Genomic DNA, 19,864 nt, shown 5'->3' on the forward strand with positions numbered 1-19,864 from the left:
TGATGATGAGCTTTTTTGTGATCAATTTACTTTTTCAGTTGATCAATTTTCTCTGATGCTTTTGCTTTAAGATCCGCAAATTTTTCACTCGCTTGATCTTTAAGGTCATGCAATTTATCTGCTGCTTGCTCTTTTAAATCTACCGCTTTATGTTTTAAATCATCTAAAGTTGAATGCGCTTCAGAAGAATTTTGCTGCGTGTCATGTTTAAGATCATTCAGTTTTTTTTCACCTTCAAGCTTGGCTTCTGCTGCACCATGCTTCACTTGATCCAATGCTTTCTCGCCTTTCAGCTCAGCTTCTTTCGCCTTCAATTTCAGATCATCGCCGAGTTCTGAAGCTTTGTTTTTTAAGTCATCAATTTTATTATTCGACATCTTCAATCCTCTTTATCGCTTTGATAGTGAATCTTAGTTATATCGAAGATTTGCAGTGCTCATCGTAAATGTTTCGAATCACTACAATTTCTCACATGATGATGTAGAACAACACTACGCTGTAACTTTTGATTTGAAAATGATGAATTTAGGAGCGAATACTCGACATAAAGTTCAATGCAGAAAACAACCAAATAAATAAAATAAAGCTTCGTGCTTGTGTGAAATGCTCGACATCCGTGCCATGCAAAATATTATGACGTGTCGCAGTCACATTCGAGCTTGAATCCATTTTATAAGCCGCGAGTTCTGCAAAGTACGGATTAAGCTCAATGGCAATCTTAGATTTATGCCAGAGGCTCTTAATTTCATTGCCTTTCAAACCCGGTACAATTTTATAAACATCGACTAACTTCGTGCCATTTTGCTTTAAGAAACCTTGTTGAATCAGCACATCTGTCAGTAAACCTTCAAGTTGGGCATAAAGTAATGGTACACAACCTGCATAACAGCCGAGTTTATATATTTTAAAAGCTTCTATAATCACAGGACGACGCAAGGCTTTATTCTGCTCATCGATCTGCATAGCATCGAAAGCGGTCAACACATCTTTTTGAAAAGCTTCAGTGTTAATAACATCAAGTAAGTTAAAACTTTGCACATCTTCATAAGCATGAATTTGTTGCCAAAAGCGCATCAGATTTAACGCATCATTGGCAACTTTCGAACCGACAGGTTGATCCAACTGATCGGCAAGCACATTAAAATATTCATCTTGCTGGGCAAGTTCACGTAAATGATTGACTAAAAGTGTATGTTCGCCTTGTGAGATTTGATCAAGATAATCCTGTGCCTGATTAAGAATTTGCTTACCCAGAGTTGGTAAGCCCTGCACATTCAATTTGATGCGTTTTACAGGTTGCTCATCTTCATAATCATCAAAATCGTCATACATCGTCAAACACTCAGGTGAATAGCAGGATATCTATTATCCCTGATAAGTATGTAACAAAGTAGCCTTTCCACGTGCTCTAACTTTGTTAATAAATAAGAATTCATCAAAAGGCTTATGCAAGTCTCGCCTATCTCATGTAAAATTATCGCCCATTGCATAAAATACGAATGAGAGAGTCAGATCCGTGCGTAATATCTTAGTCACTAACGCCCTTCCATACGCCAATGGCCCGATCCATATGGGTCACTTACTCGGTTATATCCAAGCAGATATTTGGGTACGTGCGATGCGTGCAATGGGTCATAACGTGACTTATGTCTGCGCGGACGATGCTCACGGCACAGCAATTATGCTACGTGCCGAAGCCAACGGCATTACTCCAGAACAGCAAATTGCCAATGTGCAAAAAGAACATGAGCGTGACTTTGCCGGCTTCAAGGTTGATTTCGATCACTACGACTCAACCAACAGCGCTGAAAACCAAGCACGTGCTTCTGAGATTTATATTAAGAACCGTGAAGCAGGAAATATTGCAGTTCGTCCTGTAACCCAGTTATTCGACCCTGAAAAAGGCATGTTCTTGTCTGACCGTTTTATTAAAGGCACCTGCCCGAAATGTAAAGCGGAAGATCAATACGGCGACTCATGTGAAGTATGTGGTACAACCTACAACGCAACTGAATTACTCAATCCAAAATCAACTTTGAGCGGTGCGACACCTGTCGAGAAATCTTCAGATCACTACTTCTTTAAACTGCCTAACTTTGGTGAATACCTACAAAAATGGACACGTGACGAAGGTCGTTTACCTGTATCGATTGCCAACAAACTTGATGAATGGTTTGAAGCAGGTTTGTCAGATTGGGATATCTCGCGTGATGCGCCTTACTTTGGTTTTGAAATCCCTGATGCACCGAACAAATATTTCTACGTTTGGGTGGATGCGCCAATCGGCTATATGTCGAGCTTTGAAAATTACATCAAAACTAAACGTCCTGACTTAAGCTTTGATGACTATTGGAAAAAAGATTCTAAAAATGAGGTGTATCACTTCATTGGTAAAGACATCGTGTATTTCCACGCATTGTTCTGGCCTGCAATGCTTGAAGGTGCCAACTACCGTACACCGACAAGCCTATTCGTAAACGGTTTCTTGACTGTAAACGGTCAGAAGATGTCAAAATCTCGTGGTACGTTCATTAAAGCGGAAACGTATTTAGAGCATTTAAACCCTGAATATTTACGTTACTACTTTGCGTCTAAACTTTCTGACAAAGTTGAAGATTCTGACTTGAACCTTGATGATTTCGTTCAAAAAGTGAATTCTGACCTTGTTGGTAAAGTGGTGAACATCGCAAGTCGTTGTGCGAAATTCATTAACACGAAATTTGACAATAAATTGTCTGCGACTTGTGCAGAGCCTGAGTTGGTTCAAAGCTTTATTGATGCTGGTGATTCAATTGCTCAGGCTTATGAAGCTCGTGAGTTCTCAACTGCGATTCGTGAAATCATGGCGCTTGCGGACAAAGCTAACCAATATATTGATGAGAAAAAGCCTTGGGCTTTAGCAAAAATTGAAGGCGAAGAACAACAAGTTCATGATGTGTGTTCAGTGGGTATTAACCTATTCCGTCAATTGGCGGTGTACCTTGCGCCTGTATTGCCAACATTGGCAGAACAAGTTCAAGCGTTCTTACAGCTTGACAGCTTCAACTTTGAATCTCGTAAGCAAATCTTGGTTGCACATGAAATTGCATTGTTCCAACCATTGATGCAACGTGTTGATCCGAAAGCGGTTGCTGCCATGGTGGATGCATCTAAAGATTCTTTAGCTGCCCCTGCTGAAGCACCAAAAGCTGAGAAGAAAAAAGAGAAAGCCAAAGAGAAGAAAGCTGAGCCGAAAGTGGGTGAAGCTGAAATTATCGGTATCGAAGACTTTATGAAAGTTGACCTACGTGTAGCGGAAGTTCTTGAAGCCGCTCACGTTGAAGGTTCGGATAAACTTTTACAACTCACTTTAAATGTTGGTGAAGCTGAACCACGTAACGTGTTTAGCGGTATTCGTGAGTTCTATAAGCCTGAAGACTTAAAAGGCAAATTGGTGGTAATGGTTGCTAACCTTGCACCACGTAAGATGCGTTTTGGTATTTCTAACGGTATGGTGTTAGCTGCGGGTAATGGCGAAGGTGTTTGGGTGATTTCACCTGAATCTGGTGCTAAACCGGGTGATAAAGTTTCTTAATTTTTAGACACTTATAAAAAGCCCTGCTATATTCTTAGTGGGGCTTTTTTATACAAATGATTTAAATGAAACTAACATTACAAGAAATTAATGATGTCATAAATGCTATTTCTAACTCTATTGATGCTGAACAATATGATGAAGCATTGTTAGATTCGGAGAAGATCTTAAATGAACTCGAAAAGTATGAAACTTCCGAATCAGTATTACATTTATTGTTTAATTTAGCAGCGCAGTTTATAGACGTAGGTACATCTTTAAGAAATAAAAATGCTGTTTCTAAAGGTATCCAAATTTTAGAAACCAACTCAGAGCATTATGAAACTCAATCAAATATTAACTATTATTATAATTTAGCAAATGGAAAATTATCTTTAGCAAATGACTGTGGTTATTCCGAAGAAAAAGTAAATTTTAAAAATTTAGATTTATATAATGATGTTAAAAACCTATATTGGAAAGCATATAAATTAATTAAAAAGGAAAATAACTACGATTTATACCAGCAAAATATAATTAATCTTGCAAATACTCTCAAACAACAATTTCGTTTTTCAGAAGCTTTACAACTCTATAATTCCGTAATTGAACAAAATACTCCCTACCCTCAAGCATGGTTAAATCGAACATCATGTTTAGAGCAATTCGACCAATTATTAGATCATCGCACTGAAAAAATGATTACTGAAATAATCAAAGGATATAAGTTTGCTAGCGAATCTCCTTTAATACCTAAGGCTTGGATTCCCTATTACAATAGTAAAATAGATTATTTAACTCAAAAATTAAGTTCCAAAAATTTAGATATTGACGAATTAGAAACCCATAAAGAATATTACTCAATGAGTGAATTTCGACAATGGTGCATAGATGAAAATTTAACACTAAATGTCCATGGAATGTATTGTTCATGCATCGCTAATGAACGAGATAATCTCACTTTATTAGGAGGTGTGATTTCTTCTGACAAAATTCTTCAATACGAACAATACTTAAACCGTATTAAAGCTGAGTTCTCTTTGGTTCGCGTTCTCTACTATGAATCTAAATCTACCGAGAGCTCGAAGCTTGATTTTGAAAGTTGTTACTCAGAATTATATGATCAAGAGATTATTAACATAAGATCTGAAAAATTAAGAACTTGTTTTAGATTATGCTTTTCTATACTAGATAAGTTAGCAATTTTTCTTTGCCAATATTTTGGATTAACAATTAATAAAAATACGGCTTTTAATAATTTTTGGCATACAAATAAAGTAAAACTTGAAGAAAAAGAAAATTTTGCTTTGATTGCGATCAATAGTCTTATATATGATCTGAATGAAAAAAGTGGGCAATTTGGATTTTATAAAAATTGGCGAAATGCATTAGAACATCACATTTTATTTTTAGTTCCTGATTCATATGAGTTCACTAATGACTCAACTCATACTTATGTAAAAATCAACGAATTTGAAAGTAGCCTTGAAAATTTACTTCAATTTACTCGATCTGCCATCTTTTCAACAGTATTTGCAATTGTTGAAGATTTTCGCCAAAAACGACCTCATGATAGTAAAAATGTAATAAAAATTACGGTTCATAAAAAAGATTTTAATCAAATTTATTAAGTAGCTAAAACAGTATTTAATCACATGACATGCGACATGGATGTCGCCCGTTCGTTAGGGGAACACGGACGTGCCCTCTAACGAACAAAGGGGTTTTGTTACTTTTGCCCCGACAAAAGTAAGGCAAACATTTTAATTATTAGAATTCCCTCATCCCAACCTTCTCCCAAAGGGAGAAGGAGCATTCCACTAGTTTTAATTTTTCGCGATAAATATGATAAAAAGAAGCAATCCCTTAAAACCGAAAAGAACATATGAAAACTTTAAAACCCTTATTCTTTATATTTGCTCTAAGCACCACAGCCCTCACCACCCAAGCAGTTGAACCCACTACCATCCCAGCGCAAAAACAAGTCGCTGGCTACTACCATCACCAAATCGGTAATACCCAAATCACCGCCCTACTCGATGGTACAAACTACCTCAATCCATCTATGTTTAAAGGCTTAAGCGACAGTGAAAAAACCGAGATTCTTAAAAAATACGCTGCGGTGAATGACAAAGGCATCCAAACCTCAGTCAATGCCTTTCTCATTAATACAGGCAATCAACTTTTAATGGTCGACAGCGGTGCGGCTAGCTGCTTTGGCACTCATTTAGGTTCAATCTATAACAACCTTAAAGCATCGGGCTATGAGCCTACGCAAGTGAATGGCATCTTCCTCACTCACTTACACCCTGACCATGTTTGCGGTATTTCAAACAATGGCGTAGCGAATTATCCAAACGCCACCCTGCATATTTCAAAAACGGAATATGACTATTGGATGAGTCCAAATACGGTTAAAAAACTACCAAAAGACAAACAAGCAGGTTTTTTAGGAACAGTAGAAAAAATCAAAGCAGCGCTTGCACCATATGAAAAAGCCAAACAGATTAAAGTCTTCTCAGACAAATCTTTACGCTTCGGCGATGTCGAATTTAAACCATCCTTTGGTCATACACCAGGACATTACAGCTTTAAATTGAAAGCTGATGGACAAGAAGTGGTGTTTATTGGTGACATCGTACATTCACATACCTTGCAGTTCGACAAACCTGAAACCGCGATTGAGTTTGATATCGATCCACAAACGGCAATCCAAACTCGCTTAAAGTACTTTGCTGAATATGCCAAAGATGGACAGTTGATTGCAGCACCGCATTTACCATTCCCGGGGCTTGGGCACATTTATTCCAAAGATGGACAAAGCTATCAGTGGGTGCCAGTTCACTTTAAAGATTAAACTAAAGTCACGCAATGGTTGAAATTTCAAGTATTTTTATTTAAAGTTCCCTCGCTTAAAAACGGGGGTAAACTAATGAAAAAATTATTAATTTCAATTATCGCAGCAACTTCAGTATTGGCGACAGGCTGTTCAGTTCGTATGGCGGATATGACAGTTGCTTCAACTAAAAACTACAATCTTAACTCTAATCAGTTCGTGAAAGGTGAACGTGTAACAGGTGAAGATAAGGTCCCAGTTGTCTTGTTCCCTTTAGGGGTTCCAAACTTTAAAACTGCTGTAGATCGTGCTATTGAAAAAAATCGTTGCGCTGTGGCTCTTTCTGATGTGGTGATCACTCAATTGAATCAAGCATTCATTGTTGGTCAAATTGGTTATCGTGTAGAAGGTACACAAGTAATTGACCGTTCACAGCCTGAATGTAAGAAATAAGATTTTAAAAAAGCCTCTAATACGTTTAGAGGCTTTTTTATGGGCATATTTAAATCAAAAATTAGGTGTCTAAATTTACGTTCTGTCTTCGGTCGATATATTCAACATAACCTCGCCCCTTACGTTCAGTTCCATTCAGCAAACCACTCCACTGATAAGAACTCACATAACCTGCAGCTAAACCATAACAATATTCCGTATCTGCCACCGCAAGAATATCTAACACTTTCTCACCTTGATGATGTGCAATCCATCTGAAAGACTGAGGCACCTCCATTTCAAAACCGTCAGGTGTTATTTTCGGATCAGGCTTTAATGCGATCACTTGAAAAGCAACCTCACCATCATATTGAATAGAAGTACCATCAATATGGCGATAAGACACGGCGGTATAAGTAGGTTCACCTGCAAAACCGATATAGGCCAAGACCAATTGTGACTCATCATCTATGTTGATGACTTGATAACTAAAACTGTCTAAAGGCACCAATCCTGTGGTCGGTTTAATGGGAGTCGGCAACATTGAGCTTGAGACTGCTTTCCAATGTTCCAGTGTACATAACCCTTTAACTTCAACACGTTTTCCATGTTGGGTCAAATGACCGTCATATTGCATCAATACACTAAAGTGCTGATATAACATGCTATGTGCAAACCACGTAATGGCAGGCGTTGGGGTTAACCAAAGATCAACTTGCAGATCATCACGTTCAGATACTAGATGATAACTCCCTTCTATTTCAGCAAGGAAAGATTCTCGACCAAACTCAACCTTAAATGGCTTTTGATGGAATACAATTTCGTCTTGAATGTTATAAATGCGAAAGGCTTCTTCATCTGTCGATAAGGCTGTTCCATGGACCAAAGTAGCGGTATTTTCAGGACTAAGACCCGAAATCGACTTGGGTAAATGCGTTATCTTCGCACCGACATCACCAATGACAGAAGCATAGGACAGATATCGAAAAGGCTCAGGCAAATCTGGAATCATGATTCCATAATGCGTACTCGCGAATTGACGATGAAAAACATGCGCGTCTAAATTATATTCGCGCGGTAAAAGTGCTTGTTCTTCTGGCTCTACTGCACCCAAAAGGTTTTTGGCCATTTGACCCAATTGATAGTAGAACTTTTGTTGTAGACTTTTATTTTTTGAATGACTACTGAGGAGAGAATACATAACAAACTCACAAACAATGAGAGATGTTTACACCCTAAACAACCTCTCCTCAGTTCTTTATAGCTGATCAGGACTGGCAAATGTGAATTCAGGTCAGATCATAAAAATTGTTAGACAAGATTAAAAATGTGATCTACTTCACACCAAAAATCAATTTCAATCCGAGCACAGACATCACAATGCCCGCACCACGATCAAATACTTTCTTAAATTTTAAATACACCGCACGTGGCTTTTCTGCTGATAAAGCAACCGCCACCAACGAGCACCAACCAGCATCGATAAAAAAGCACAGCATTGGTAACACAAAGTAAAAATACAACGGAATCTCTTTGGGTAATAAAGCTGTGAAAATACTGGCAAGTACAATGGCAATTTTAGGATTCGACAATTGAGTAATTAAGCCTGTGGTAAATGCACGTCGTAAACTCATCGGATGCGATGCAGAATGATCAGCTTCGATTGGATCTTTGGCATGTTTAATAATTTTATATGCCAAAAACAATAAATATAATCCACCGCAGATTTTCAAAGCCAAATATGCTGAAGGCACTGCAAGTAAGAATGCCTGTAAGCCTAATACTGCCAATAAACCAAAAATCGCAGCACCGAGACCAGTTCCCAGTGCAGTAAATAAACCATGTTTACGCGAAATAGCGATTGAATTTTTAGCGACATAGATTGAAGTCGGCCCCGGACTCATTGCGCCCAGTAAAAGTGCTGCTGCAATCGAACCTAAAATCCAAATTGATTCCACATTAATTCCATAGTAGATGATTGATTTATCGCGTTATTCTACTTGGAAGCCTTATGAATATTTCCCTAATTATTTGAGTGATTTTTTTAAATATTAAAATTATTCACTATTTATTTTATTATTTTTAGCGAATTAGTTTACTGTATAAATTAAATACAATTGATTTTATAAAAATAGCCAAGTCATGCTAATCATCATCTGACAGTGCTTCATTATATGCAGTTTCGTGCGGAGACAAACGATAGTCCCTTTCCTGTACAGGTACGCCAGCAATAATCATACTTCGTGCTTCAGTTTTCGGTTTGTTTAGAAAGTCCTGCTCACAGCCTAAGGCCGTTAAAACAAACAAACCCAATAATAAAATGGATAGAGATTGCTTCATCCCACCCTCCCAAAATTCCGTTTTCTTTCAGATTAGCACTTTTGATTATTTTTTAAACATATTTTTCACTGTTTTTCAATTTCTCCAAGTAAGAGCTAAGATTCGAAATCCGATATACTCTTAAAAAACCAAATACTCGCACTATGTTTGATACGATTGCCCAACAGGTTCAAGATCAGGAAATTTCTTTAAATGGTTTAAACATCACCGTTCGCCGTTTAGACCAAATTCATCCACATATCTCTGGAAATAAGTTTTATAAACTGAAATACAATTTTATTGAGGCAAAACGTCAAGGCTTTGAGAATGTAATGACCTTTGGTGGGGCTTATTCAAATCATATTGCCGCCACAGCGTTTGCTGCGCATCAATTTGGCTTTCAGTCTATTGGGATCATTCGTGGTGAAGAACTCAAAAACTCAGCCCGCAATCACACCCTCGCCACCGCAGAACGTTTTGGTATGGCGCTGCATTTTATCTCACGAGAAGCATATCGACACAAAAATGATCCTGAGTTTTTAGCTCACTTAGCGCAACGCTTTCCTGAAAGTTATTTAATTCCAGAAGGTGGTACCAACTCACTTGCCATTCAGGGCACCCAAGAAATTTTAAAAGATGCTGATCAGACCTTTGACTTCATTTGTTGTGCTGTCGGAACAGGCGGTACGATTTCAGGATTGATTGAGCGCAGTTTAAACCATCAAAGAATTATTGGATTTTCTGCATTGAAAGGCAATTTTCTGAATGATGAAGTAAAACTACTGACGGGTAAAAAAAACTGGCATATCACTGATGATTATTGCTTCGGAGGCTATGCCAAGACCCGATCTGAACTGATTCAATTTATTGAAAAGTTTGAATATGAATACCGTATTCCACTTGAACAAGTCTATACCGGAAAAATGATGTTTGGCATTCAATATCTTATACAACAAAACTATTTCCCCAAAAACGCTAAAGTTTTAGTCATTCATTCGGGCGGGCTTCAAGGTCGAACGATTTAGTTGATCTTGCTTCTGCTGCTGTTCGCTTGAATTAATCCGATAATGCTCAGTTCATCTTAATTTACCGTTATAATTGCGCTGTTTCGTTTTTTGATTATTTTCATGTCTTCCAAGCAATACGATGTTTTAGTAATAGGTGCGGGTGCATCTGGTTTAATGACCGCATATATGGCTGCTCAACGTGGGCGTCGTGTCGTGGTGGTTGAAAAAGCCAATAAAGTGGGGAAAAAAATTCTCATGTCAGGTGGCGGTAAATGTAACTTTACCAATCTGTATGTTGAGCCTGATAACTATATTTCACATAACCCGCATTTTGTTATCTCAGCACTCACTCGTTATACCAATTGGGATTTCATTGGCTTGGTCTGCGAATATGGCATTGAATACGAAGAACGTAAACACGGTCAGCTCTTTACCCTCAACGGCGCGAAAGAAATCTTAGCCATGTTACTTGCTGAATGTGATAAAACTGGTCTAGTCGACATCAAAACCAGTTGCGAGGTGAAAGCCGTCAACGCCCTTGAGGAGCACGGTTTTCAAGTGGCAACCAATTTAGGTTTTTTTGAAGTTGAATCTGTCGTGGTCGCATCTGGTGGTCTCTCAATTCCGACGCTTGGTGGCTCAGGCATTGGCTATGAGATTGCTAAACAATTTGGACACTATGTTTATCCGACTCGTGCAGGTCTAGTCCCCTTTACTTTTTCTGATGGTTTCAAAGAAGTGACGACACGACTCAGTGGCAATGCTGTTGAAGCGACATTAAGCAATCATCTCAATAGCTTTACTGAAGCACTCTTGTTTACGCACCGTGGTTTAAGTGGTCCAAGTTCTTTACAGCTCTCAAACTATTGGGATGTGGGTCAAAGTTTTAAAGTCGACTTTTTACCAAGTATCGATCTCTTCAATTTTTTTAAAACTAAAAAACAAAATCAACCTAAAGTGTTACTTCGCACCTTACTCGCTGAACACTTACCGAAAAGTGTCGTAGTTGAATTGCAACAGTTGATTTGGGTGGATCAAGCTGAAATATCAATCGGGAATATCAGTGATGAGAAGCTAGAGGCGATTGCCCAGCGTCTTCATGCATTTGAAGTTAAGCCTTCTGGTACTGAAGGATACCGTACGGCTGAGGTTACGTTAGGTGGAGTTGATACCACGGAAGTTTCCTCAAAAACAATGGAAAGTAAAAAGCAAAAAGGACTTTTCTTCGTCGGAGAAATACTCGATGTAACGGGACATTTAGGTGGATTTAACTTTCAATGGGCTTGGTCATCTGCACATGCTGCCTCTGAATATGTCTAATTAAAAAACCAGTATTGTTCATTTTGTAATTAAAGGGGGCATCCTTTGCCCTCTTTGACTATCATCCCTATTGATCAATCGAATGCTTCATTATTCATTTATCTTTTCTAAATGCAGCAATTTATGAGGGTCTTTGGGCGTTGGTATCAGTTGAATCAAGCATTTGTGTGGTTGGATCTGTTACTGCATCATCAATAGATGGTGTATTGAGTCTGTTGTTTTCAGTAGCTTTTGAATTTGCAAAAACAAAGCGGTAAGCGCTTGCTAAAAAACCCACGGTGATACCCGCAATCACTATTGGGGCAAATAATTTATTAAATTTCTTACTCATAATTTTTTACTCTTTTTCATGAGGATCAGCCAAACCATGCTGACTGATCCCGACACAAAATTACATGTTATTTAGGGTCATTTTTAGGCGGCGTATTTTGATCCGACTCTCCTGTAGATCCATAAGGATTATTCAATGGTTGAGTTGGTGCCTCTACATCAATTTGCGTGGGTGGAATGTCTTCGTCTTGATATTCTTCCGCGACAGTTGAAGCATCCATTTGCTCAGTAAGTGGTGGCGTGACTTGTTCAGGCTGATTTGGTCTTGGCTTATTCGCGTCAGATTTCGCTTTATCGATTAAGTCAGTCAACAATCGCTCTGCAGGTTGGCGACCACCTAGACCAAATGCAAGTGCAAAAGCGACAGCAACCGCTCCAAGTGTTAATCCAAAGGCTAAATTTACGATCGAGTCAGCGATTCCCATTGCACGCAAGCCCATTGCCACGACTAAACCAATGATCAGTACTCGGACAAGATTCGCTAACCAATGTGCGCTATTGGTCTCACCACGTTTCACCACATTGGCAACTAGATTTGCTAGCCAGAAACCAATGACGAGGATAACCGCACCTAAAAGTACATTCGCTCCGAAGTAAATGAACATCGCAATCAAATCACTAATTTGATCGAATCCTAGTCGATTTGCAGCTTCAGACACCGCAAAGAGCATGGTGAAGAATACAATCAAATGACCGACAACTTTTGATATTTTGGTTTGACCCAAAAATCGTTGCATATCGAGCTTTTGAGGAATGTTATCAACACCTGTCCCAGCGATCACTTCAACCACAAGATTAGATACGAAACGTGAGACCACATAAGCAATGATCAGGATTAAACCTGCTGCGATGATATGCGGAATTGCATTCATGATTTCATACAACATAGCCGTTGCTGGTTGTGAAATCGCGTCTACACCCAAAGCCTCAAACGCAATAATCAGTGAAGTAATGATGACTAAGGCGAATACAAATGATCCTAATAGCTTAGGCAGATTGGAATTTTTAAAAACTCCGATTTTTTCAGCTTGCTGTTGAACATTCAAACTTGAAAGTAGCCCTTCGACAATACCGCGTACAATTTTTGCCAAAATGTAACCAACAAATAAAATCACACCTGCCATAAAGATATTCGGCAAGTATGCAACGGCTTCAGTCACCATATTCTGAACTGGATATAACAAACCATTTAAGCCCAAAATAGACAGCACGATCGGTAAGAACAGCAATAAAATGAGCCAGTAAACAATTTCACTGATATTTTGGCTAAATGAGCTCACACCTACGTCTTGACTGAGTTTTTCATCCAGTTGTGTACGACTGAGTAGTCGAGTTAATCCAACTTTGACCAAATTGGCTACGATCCATCCAATAAAACCAACTGCTACTGCAGCCAATAATTGTGGGATAAATAGTAAGAATTGTTGAACCATATTACTAAACGGACCACTCACACTGGTCAGGTTTAAAACATTGAGTGAACCGATAACAGCAATAATGAGAATCAGCCAGAAAACGACTCTGGAGATGATATTTTCTATATTTGAGCGATGTCCTGTCGCGCTACTCAATTTTTGATTGGTATTTAATTTTGCAAGTACCTTCTTAACCCCTGCGGCAACGATTAAAGCGATGATCCATCCTATGAGTAAAATGGCCACTGCAGCAATAATTGGTTGGAATTGCTCCCAATAATACATTGCATCAAAGCCCCCATTTCGAGTGAAGCCGTTATATTCATCATTCATTGGTTACGCCTCTTCTTATGTTAAGTGTTCTGAATTACGATTGATTTAATTCTTTTCCCTAGATCATTTTTCGATCGCGTCATCACACCATAAATTTCGAATATTTTTTAATCAACTCAAAGCATCATAAATACAACACATTGTTGCAAATCAAGAAAAAACCCAGCCTAAGCTGGGTTTAAACATGAAAAGTGTAGTGGTTTATTGATCGTTTGCGACTGCAGTAACGGTATTATCCACTGCTGAATCTGTTGCCGTTGCTGTATCTGCATTATCCTGAGTTGCAGGAATAGTCGTATCAGCAGGAATTTGACCTGGTGTTGGTTCACGATCAGCGAGCATATAGAAAATGAAGGCTGCTAAAAAAATACCAACGATAATCAGAATATACACTGGGATCTTACTTTTCTTCTTTTGATCATTATGGGTCGGATGATTGGATTGATCTACCATGATGCCCCTCTTATGTATTTTGATGATTTTTTATACTAGCAATCTATCATGTTGTTTTGTGTGAAAAAACATTATCAATTCGTACCGATCAAAGCACATGAGCTGTGATGCAAAATAGAGTATAATATGCACCCTCCTCATTTTTATTGTCGATCTGTATGACCTATCGCCGACAAAGTGTCTCTTTAGATTTAGACACAGATGTCACTCATGCCTGTTCTTTGCATCATACCCGTGATGGGCATTTGATTGGAATTATTGAGTTTACGAAACCAAGCTATGTGCTGAAGTGGGGTGACTTAGAGTATTTCCGCCGTCGCACTGAAGAGTTTTCGGTGATGCCCTTTCCTGAATGTGTCAACGGCATGATCATCGACATTCGTAACATCGCTTGCTTCTTAGATAATGAAGTGCCCATTATTCCTTGGCGTTTACTTGAGGAAGAATGCCCAATTCGTTTAGTGGTTCCACACGATCGCTTGGAACATTATGCAGGTTTATTTGAACCGACTTGGCTCACGAGTGATGTCGATACTGCGATTCAAGAGATTCGTCAATTTATGGATATGTTTGTCCATTAAGTATGTCGCATAGTATTCCTATGTAATTTAGAAAAAAACCTCCGAGATGGAGGTTTTTTGTGCCGTAATTCTCCTCGTAGGATAGGGTGATTAGGACTTACCAATAGTTCTCTACTGCAATATTTCCTTCACCACGGCGATTCATGGTCAGGCCGCGAGCTTTCAGTGCCTCTTTTGTATCTTCAACCATTTGGGGATTCCCGCACAACATGATATGTGACGTTTGCGGATTAAAATCGACACCTACGGTTTTCTCTAACGCTCTATTTTCGATTAATACTGGCAATCGATCATGCAATGGTGCATTTGGATCACGTGTAATAATTGGCACAAATTTAAATCCTGTATGACCTTCACCAAAGGTATCCGCGACTTCCTGAATTCGGTCTACGTAAGCCAATTCACTTGCTGTTCTCACACTGTAAACCAAATGAATATTTTTATATTTTTGCCATACTTCAAAGTCTTGCAACATAGAAATAAATGGTGCGAGCCCCGTGCCTGTCGCCAATAACCACAGGTCATTTGGCATAGGTAACTGGTAACGTGCTAAGGTCAAAAATCCATAAGGAATCTTTTCCAAATAAAGTTCATCACCAACTTTGAGATGTTGTAAATTTGATGTAAAAGCACCATCTGGTACAACAATTGAAAAGAATTCTAAAGTTTCATCAAAAGGCGATGAAACGACAGAATACGCACGTACCACCAAATCATCGCCAACTTTCAAACCAATACGCGCGAACTGCCCTGCGGTAAATTTAAAATGTGCAGGACGCGTCATGGTAAAGCTAAATAAAGTGTTGGTCCAACGATGTACAGAAAGGACTTTTTCTACGCTAAATTTTTCAATTGACATAATTTCTACGTGGCATGACAGACTGCGCTCATGGTAGCATGACAATATAATTTATTAATATTTTTTCACATTAAGGCTTCATTCATGCGCATGACATTACGCCAACTGGCTGTTTTCGTAGCTGTCGCTCAAGAGGGTACAGTAACTAAAGCAAGTGATGCTGTACGACTCACACAAAGTGCTGCAAGTATGGCGTTAGCAGATCTTGAAGATGGTCTCGGTGCACCATTATTTGATCGCTTAGGAAAACGACTTCAACTGAATGACTTGGGTCGTTTTTTACTCCCACAGGCGCTTGAAATTTTAGGTCGATGTGAATCATTTGAACAAGCGGCAAAAGGCGAGCTTCAAAGTATTGATCTTCGTATTGGGGCGACTTTGACCATTAGTGATTATTTGATGCCTGATTTAATGGCTGATTTTCTTCAATTACAACCACAAGCACATTTGCAACTTCAAGTGGGCAATACGCGTCAAATGATTGAAGCTGTTAATCAATTCCAACTTGATTTAGCACTTATCGAGGGGTCATGTCATTTACCTCAATTACAATCGATCCACTGGCGTGATGATGAGCTTGCTGTGTGTTGCTCACCAGATCATCCCTTGGCGAAATTAGACCGCCCTCTGACCATTGAAGACTTTAAACAGGCTGAATGGATTTTACGTGAAGAAGGTTCAGGAACTCGTGAAGTCTTTGACAACGCAATCCTTCAAGACTTACCGAATGCCAATATTCGTTTAACTTTGGGTCATAATGAAGCTATTTTGAAAATTGTTGCTGGTGGTTTAGGCATGTCATGTATTTCAAAATTAGCTATTGAACCATTAAGAGAAAAACAGCAACTGGTGATTTTAGAAACGCCGTTCTGGCAACTCACACGGCCTTTATTTATGTTAGTACACCGTCAAAAATATCAGGGACCTGGTTTAAAAGCCTTTATGAAATTCTGTGATGCTTAATTAAAAAAAGCTCCTCATCGGAGCTTTTTTTATTTCTCAGCTTCTTTCTTTTGTTCTTTGATAATGTGTTCTTGTTCTACCGCATAAATTTTTGCTTTTGCGTCTTGCTCTTCTCTGTATTGCTCATATTTTTGAAATCCCCAAACACCCAGATTAATGAACACTAAAATAGGGACAATACTTGCAAATATCCATGGATTAAATTGCTTGTTTGGATCTTTTATCTTCTTGGCTTTTTTCTTAGATTTTTTATCAGCTCCGAATTCATCAACACGCGAACTCGTAATGAATTTTTGCGCATTAAATTTTAATTGAAAATGCGTTTTAACATCAGGGACTTCTTTACGTACAACTTTTGGTGGGCGCCCTTTTGCATGGGTTGGCTCGGGTAAATGATCATCTACGTTCTCTTCAGGCGCACTCTCATTCAAAGGTTGAACTTTCGTGAGTGGTACGACAGCTGACTCATCTAAGACTGGCACACGGCGACTTGGCTTTGATTCGAGCATTTCTTTAATTTGCTCTTCCTCAAGAGGTTCACCTAAAGAAATTTTAGTTGCTGGATCTGAAACTTGATCTGCATGATGTTCAGCACCAGAACCATCTAGCACGATTGATTCTTTGCTCAGCGTATTGAAATTTAGTTCAAAATCTTGGATTTCTGTTGGTGAGTCAAGCGTATTTTCCTGATCTGCAAGACGCTTTTCGATCAGCTCATCTAGCTCTTGTTCAAACTTCTTAGACTCACCTTCTAAATCTTCGTGCGCACGATAAAAAAGTTGATTCAAGGGTTGCTCGACCCGTGCATGTTTATTGTCTAACCGCACGATAAATTTTGCATGACGTTGGTCGTCTTTATCGACCACGATACATTTCACACGCTCACCAATTTGAGGCGCGATACTGGAATTTGCCATGTCATTCAATACGAAATGTACATCAAAATCATGATCATTGATTTTGATAATTCCTGCTTTTAATGCAGGGTCGTACGAATGTAAAACACCCCTGTAAAACATGTTATTTCCCCAGCATAAAAAAGATTGATTCTTAGTAATTAGTTTTTTTAAATTTATCGATGAATCAAAATCTTAATAAAAAAGGAGGCCTTAGCCTCCTCTATAATTTAATCAAATTTTAATCTTTTTGTACAGAACCAAAAATTTTATCGCCAGCATCCCCAAGACCAGGAACGATATAACCATTCTCGTTTAAACCGTTATCCACAGCTGCGGTAAAAATGACAACATCAGGGTGTGCTTCTTCCACACGTTTAATGCCTTCTGGTGCTGCAACCAAAACCATCACTCGGATATCTTTACAACCACTCGCTTTAAGCACATCAATAGCAGCAACCAATGATGAACCAGTCGCAAGCATTGGATCAATAATCATCGCTATACGGTTTTGTACGTCAGGTACCAATTTCTTATAGTAAGTACGTGCTTCTAATGTTTCCTCATCACGCTCTAAACCAAGAACAGAAACTTTTGCACTAGGAATAAGATTTAAGAAACCATCAAGCATACCAATGCCAGCACGTAAAATTGGTACAACAGTAATTTTTTTACCTGCAATACGCTGTGTTGTCACCGGGCCATTCCAGCCATTAATTTCGTGATCTACAACAGGTAAATCTTTGGTTGCTTCGTAAGTCAGTAACATTGTGACCTCTTGCGCTAACTCACGGAAGTTCTTCGTGCTGATATCTGCACGGCGTAATAAACCTAATTTATGACGAATGAGCGGATGACGAATTTCTTGGATTGGCACGGGAGAACACCTGAAGCATAAATGTAAATTCTGTCTATTATAAATGTTTTTAATATAAGAAATAAGAAAAGCCCTCAATGAATGAGGGCTTTTTTTGTTAACAACAATAGTTTTTTTAGATTAATCGATCAACTATTGAAGAACGATATGTAATGGCGCGATCAATTGTGCTTGATTTGCCATCGCAATGACTGGATCTGGATATACACCGATTACAAGCACTGCAAGCGCAGCAAGCAATACCATAATACCACCCACTTTTTGACCCCAATGTTTATCAGCATCAATACGTGGAGTGTCTGGTGGCGTCATATACATGACGATCATGACACGTAGGTAATAGTATAGACCAATACCAGAACCCACAATAATCATCGCAGCGAAGAACCAATGTGCTTCAGACACAACTGTCATGATCAGCATGAATTTACCGATGAAGCCTGCAGTTAACGGAATACCTGCAAGAGATAGCATCATCACAGTCAGTGTTGCCGTCAATACTGGACGACGCCAGAATAGACCACGGTAGTCTGCAAGTGATTCTGCTTCGTCATTGTTGTTGTATGGGCTAGACATCAACGCTACAGCACCAAACGCGCCAATCGTCGTTAATACATACGTTAATACATATAAACTTACTGACGTTAAGCTTAAGAAAGATGTCGTAACAACAGCAAGGAATAAGTAACCAAAATGCGCAATTGACGAGTATGCCAAAATACGTTTTAAGTTCACTTGTTTCACTGCAAGCATGTTACCAATCAAGATTGATAACACTGCAATGACGATCAAAATCGTTTTGATCGATTCGATACCAATTACTCCTGAAGACAGTAAGTAACGTACGAATAAACCAATCATTGCGACTTTAGCTACAGTAGCAAGGAATGTTGCAATTGGTGCTGGAGCACCTGCATACACATCTGGCGTCCATTTATGGAATGGCGCTAAAGACAATTTAAATGCAACAGCTGCGATGATTAAACCAAGACCTAAGATTCCAAATACAGTGGTAAGTTTCTCACCAAATTGAGGAATATAAGCTTGCAGCGCCATCATCAATTGAGGATCTTGAGACTTAGTTAACGCCCAGAACATATCATCCACTTGACCCGCAAATGATAATGAACCTAGAACTGAGTAAACATAAGCCATACCCATCAACAACATTGCAGAAGCAGTTGCTGAAAGTACAAGATATTTAATACCCGCTTCGAGTGACTTACCGCGTTGGTAGGTATAAGCAATCAGACCGTACACTGGAATCGACATTAACTCTAAGCTAATGAAGAATGATGCAAAGTGTGAACTTGTTACCATTAACATTGCCCCTGAAACAGAGATCAACATTAATAGATAAAGTTCTTCACGATTATCTTTATAGGTTTCGATATATGCATGTGACAGTGTGCAACAAGCCAATGCAGCAATCAAAATAATCACTTGATAGAACAGACCAAAAGCATCAACCATAAATAGGTTCATGACATTTGGTGAGATCTGAGAACCTGTAAACAACGTGAATAGAATATTCAACAATGCAAGGTTAAGACCGATAACAGATACTGTCGCAATTAAATTATGATTACGTTTGATTGCAGTCAAAATCATTACGATGATTGCTGTTAAAGCAACAATCATCACAGGAGCTAATGGCATTAGCTCAGAAAATGATAGTGTGAAGTTCATG

20 protein-coding genes are annotated in these 19,864 nt (G+C 38.8%); 8 read left to right on the top strand and 12 right to left on the bottom strand.

Annotated elements, in window-relative coordinates:
- Positions 1-26: 26 nt before the first annotated feature.
- Entirely contained in the window at positions 27-377 is a 351-nt protein-coding gene (locus AC1M9P_RS08200; RefSeq protein WP_092766966.1) for a hypothetical protein, read from the bottom strand.
- Between the two features lie 148 nt (positions 378-525).
- Positions 526-1,332, bottom strand: a complete 807-nt coding sequence (locus AC1M9P_RS08205; RefSeq protein WP_481587285.1) for a hypothetical protein — start codon at positions 1,330-1,332, stop codon at positions 526-528.
- Positions 1,333-1,516: 184 nt separating this feature from the next.
- On the opposite strand from AC1M9P_RS08205, the gene metG reads away from it, so the two are divergent.
- The 4 genes from metG (at position 1,517) to AC1M9P_RS08225 (ending at position 6,842) form a co-directional block, all read left to right on the top strand.
- Complete coding sequence (metG, locus tag AC1M9P_RS08210) at positions 1,517-3,574, top strand: methionine--tRNA ligase (RefSeq protein WP_481587286.1); 2,058 nt, start codon at positions 1,517-1,519, stop codon at positions 3,572-3,574.
- A gap of 65 nt (positions 3,575-3,639) precedes the next feature.
- On the top strand, positions 3,640-5,184 hold the full coding sequence (locus AC1M9P_RS08215; protein WP_481587287.1) for an LA2681 family HEPN domain-containing protein: 1,545 nt from the start codon (positions 3,640-3,642) through the stop codon (positions 5,182-5,184).
- Positions 5,185-5,438: 254 nt separating this feature from the next.
- Positions 5,439-6,410 (top strand): MBL fold metallo-hydrolase, encoded by a 972-nt coding sequence (locus AC1M9P_RS08220; RefSeq protein ID WP_481587288.1) that lies wholly within the window; start codon positions 5,439-5,441, stop codon positions 6,408-6,410.
- A 75-nt stretch (positions 6,411-6,485) separates the two neighbouring features.
- Positions 6,486-6,842: a hypothetical protein gene (locus AC1M9P_RS08225; protein ID WP_035267298.1), complete on the top strand. Its 357-nt coding sequence runs from the start codon at positions 6,486-6,488 to the stop codon at positions 6,840-6,842.
- 61 nt (positions 6,843-6,903) lie between these two features.
- Here the strand turns inward: AC1M9P_RS08225 and AC1M9P_RS08230 are convergent, their stop codons facing one another.
- From AC1M9P_RS08230 to AC1M9P_RS08240, 3 genes are all read right to left on the bottom strand, one after another.
- A complete protein-coding gene (locus AC1M9P_RS08230) occupies positions 6,904-8,022 on the bottom strand; it encodes a DUF6670 family protein (RefSeq protein WP_481587289.1) in 1,119 nt (372 codons plus the stop codon).
- A 133-nt stretch (positions 8,023-8,155) separates the two neighbouring features.
- Positions 8,156-8,779, bottom strand: coding sequence for a LysE family translocator (locus AC1M9P_RS08235; RefSeq protein ID WP_180028051.1), 624 nt, complete (start codon positions 8,777-8,779; stop codon positions 8,156-8,158).
- Between the two features lie 187 nt (positions 8,780-8,966).
- Entirely contained in the window at positions 8,967-9,161 is a 195-nt protein-coding gene (locus tag AC1M9P_RS08240; protein ID WP_035267295.1) for an NF038215 family lipoprotein, read from the bottom strand.
- A gap of 143 nt (positions 9,162-9,304) precedes the next feature.
- Between AC1M9P_RS08240 and AC1M9P_RS08245 the strand changes: the two genes are divergently transcribed.
- Both AC1M9P_RS08245 and AC1M9P_RS08250 read left to right on the top strand, forming a co-directional pair.
- Positions 9,305-10,165, top strand: a complete 861-nt coding sequence (locus AC1M9P_RS08245; RefSeq protein WP_481587290.1) for a 1-aminocyclopropane-1-carboxylate deaminase/D-cysteine desulfhydrase — start codon at positions 9,305-9,307, stop codon at positions 10,163-10,165.
- Between the two features lie 102 nt (positions 10,166-10,267).
- A complete protein-coding gene (locus tag AC1M9P_RS08250; RefSeq protein ID WP_481587291.1) occupies positions 10,268-11,467 on the top strand; it encodes a BaiN/RdsA family NAD(P)/FAD-dependent oxidoreductase in 1,200 nt (399 codons plus the stop codon).
- A gap of 121 nt (positions 11,468-11,588) precedes the next feature.
- On the opposite strand, the gene AC1M9P_RS08255 is transcribed toward AC1M9P_RS08250, so the two are convergent.
- The 3 genes from AC1M9P_RS08255 to AC1M9P_RS08265 form a co-directional block, all read right to left on the bottom strand.
- On the bottom strand, positions 11,589-11,798 hold the full coding sequence (locus tag AC1M9P_RS08255) for a hypothetical protein (protein ID WP_092766956.1): 210 nt from the start codon (positions 11,796-11,798) through the stop codon (positions 11,589-11,591).
- A gap of 67 nt (positions 11,799-11,865) precedes the next feature.
- Positions 11,866-13,545, bottom strand: coding sequence for a mechanosensitive ion channel (locus tag AC1M9P_RS08260; RefSeq protein ID WP_481587292.1), 1,680 nt, complete (start codon positions 13,543-13,545; stop codon positions 11,866-11,868).
- A 201-nt stretch (positions 13,546-13,746) separates the two neighbouring features.
- Complete coding sequence (locus AC1M9P_RS08265; RefSeq protein ID WP_035267289.1) at positions 13,747-13,998, bottom strand: hypothetical protein; 252 nt, start codon at positions 13,996-13,998, stop codon at positions 13,747-13,749.
- Between the two features lie 158 nt (positions 13,999-14,156).
- Between AC1M9P_RS08265 and AC1M9P_RS08270 the strand changes: the two genes are divergently transcribed.
- Positions 14,157-14,579 carry a hypothetical protein gene (locus AC1M9P_RS08270; protein WP_035267287.1) on the top strand — a complete coding sequence of 141 codons (423 nt, stop codon included), beginning with the start codon at positions 14,157-14,159 and terminating at the stop codon, positions 14,577-14,579.
- A 97-nt stretch (positions 14,580-14,676) separates the two neighbouring features.
- Here AC1M9P_RS08270 and AC1M9P_RS08275 read toward each other — a convergent pair whose 3' ends face one another.
- Positions 14,677-15,438 carry a ferredoxin--NADP reductase gene (locus AC1M9P_RS08275; protein ID WP_035267285.1) on the bottom strand — a complete coding sequence of 254 codons (762 nt, stop codon included), beginning with the start codon at positions 15,436-15,438 and terminating at the stop codon, positions 14,677-14,679.
- An 84-nt stretch (positions 15,439-15,522) separates the two neighbouring features.
- On the opposite strand from AC1M9P_RS08275, the gene gigC reads away from it, so the two are divergent.
- The gene (gene gigC, locus AC1M9P_RS08280; RefSeq protein ID WP_481587293.1) at positions 15,523-16,401 is read left to right on the top strand and encodes a LysR family transcriptional regulator GigC; all 879 of its coding nucleotides are present in this window, start codon (positions 15,523-15,525) and stop codon (positions 16,399-16,401) included.
- Between the two features lie 29 nt (positions 16,402-16,430).
- Here the strand turns inward: gigC and AC1M9P_RS08285 are convergent, their stop codons facing one another.
- The 3 genes from AC1M9P_RS08285 to nuoN all read right to left on the bottom strand — a co-directional run bounded on the left by AC1M9P_RS08285 (position 16,431) and on the right by nuoN (position 19,863).
- Positions 16,431-17,420, bottom strand: a complete 990-nt coding sequence (locus AC1M9P_RS08285) for a hypothetical protein (RefSeq protein ID WP_481587294.1) — start codon at positions 17,418-17,420, stop codon at positions 16,431-16,433.
- 118 nt (positions 17,421-17,538) lie between these two features.
- The gene (upp, locus tag AC1M9P_RS08290) at positions 17,539-18,174 is read right to left on the bottom strand and encodes a uracil phosphoribosyltransferase (RefSeq protein ID WP_035267277.1); all 636 of its coding nucleotides are present in this window, start codon (positions 18,172-18,174) and stop codon (positions 17,539-17,541) included.
- A gap of 132 nt (positions 18,175-18,306) precedes the next feature.
- On the bottom strand, positions 18,307-19,863 hold the full coding sequence (gene nuoN / locus AC1M9P_RS08295; protein WP_035267275.1) for an NADH-quinone oxidoreductase subunit NuoN: 1,557 nt from the start codon (positions 19,861-19,863) through the stop codon (positions 18,307-18,309).
- Position 19,864: the final 1 nt, after the last annotated feature.

This window comes from Acinetobacter sp. 25-47-122, assembly GCF_056779695.1.

Excerpts from the sequence above, each read along its gene's own strand:
- AC1M9P_RS08225 (WP_035267298.1), top strand. The coding sequence starts at position 6,486 with ATGAAAAAATTATTAATTTCAATTATCGCAGCAACTTCAGTATTGGCG.
- AC1M9P_RS08240 (WP_035267295.1), bottom strand. The coding sequence starts at position 9,161 with ATGAAGCAATCTCTATCCATTTTATTATTGGGTTTGTTTGTTTTAACG.
- AC1M9P_RS08270 (WP_035267287.1), top strand. The coding sequence starts at position 14,157 with ATGACCTATCGCCGACAAAGTGTCTCTTTAGATTTAGACACAGATGTC.
- AC1M9P_RS08230 (WP_481587289.1), bottom strand. The coding sequence starts at position 8,022 with ATGTATTCTCTCCTCAGTAGTCATTCAAAAAATAAAAGTCTACAACAA.
- AC1M9P_RS08265 (WP_035267289.1), bottom strand. The coding sequence starts at position 13,998 with ATGGTAGATCAATCCAATCATCCGACCCATAATGATCAAAAGAAGAAA.
- AC1M9P_RS08220 (WP_481587288.1), top strand. The coding sequence starts at position 5,439 with ATGAAAACTTTAAAACCCTTATTCTTTATATTTGCTCTAAGCACCACA.
- AC1M9P_RS08250 (WP_481587291.1), top strand. The coding sequence starts at position 10,268 with ATGTCTTCCAAGCAATACGATGTTTTAGTAATAGGTGCGGGTGCATCT.
- gigC (WP_481587293.1), top strand. The coding sequence starts at position 15,523 with ATGCGCATGACATTACGCCAACTGGCTGTTTTCGTAGCTGTCGCTCAA.
- AC1M9P_RS08245 (WP_481587290.1), top strand. The coding sequence starts at position 9,305 with ATGTTTGATACGATTGCCCAACAGGTTCAAGATCAGGAAATTTCTTTA.
- AC1M9P_RS08275 (WP_035267285.1), bottom strand. The coding sequence starts at position 15,438 with ATGTCAATTGAAAAATTTAGCGTAGAAAAAGTCCTTTCTGTACATCGT.
- AC1M9P_RS08260 (WP_481587292.1), bottom strand. The coding sequence starts at position 13,545 with ATGAATGATGAATATAACGGCTTCACTCGAAATGGGGGCTTTGATGCA.
- AC1M9P_RS08205 (WP_481587285.1), bottom strand. The coding sequence starts at position 1,332 with ATGTATGACGATTTTGATGATTATGAAGATGAGCAACCTGTAAAACGC.
- AC1M9P_RS08215 (WP_481587287.1), top strand. The coding sequence starts at position 3,640 with ATGAAACTAACATTACAAGAAATTAATGATGTCATAAATGCTATTTCT.
- AC1M9P_RS08200 (WP_092766966.1), bottom strand. The coding sequence starts at position 377 with ATGTCGAATAATAAAATTGATGACTTAAAAAACAAAGCTTCAGAACTC.
- nuoN (WP_035267275.1), bottom strand. The coding sequence starts at position 19,863 with ATGAACTTCACACTATCATTTTCTGAGCTAATGCCATTAGCTCCTGTG.
- AC1M9P_RS08285 (WP_481587294.1), bottom strand. The coding sequence starts at position 17,420 with ATGTTTTACAGGGGTGTTTTACATTCGTACGACCCTGCATTAAAAGCA.
- AC1M9P_RS08255 (WP_092766956.1), bottom strand. The coding sequence starts at position 11,798 with ATGAGTAAGAAATTTAATAAATTATTTGCCCCAATAGTGATTGCGGGT.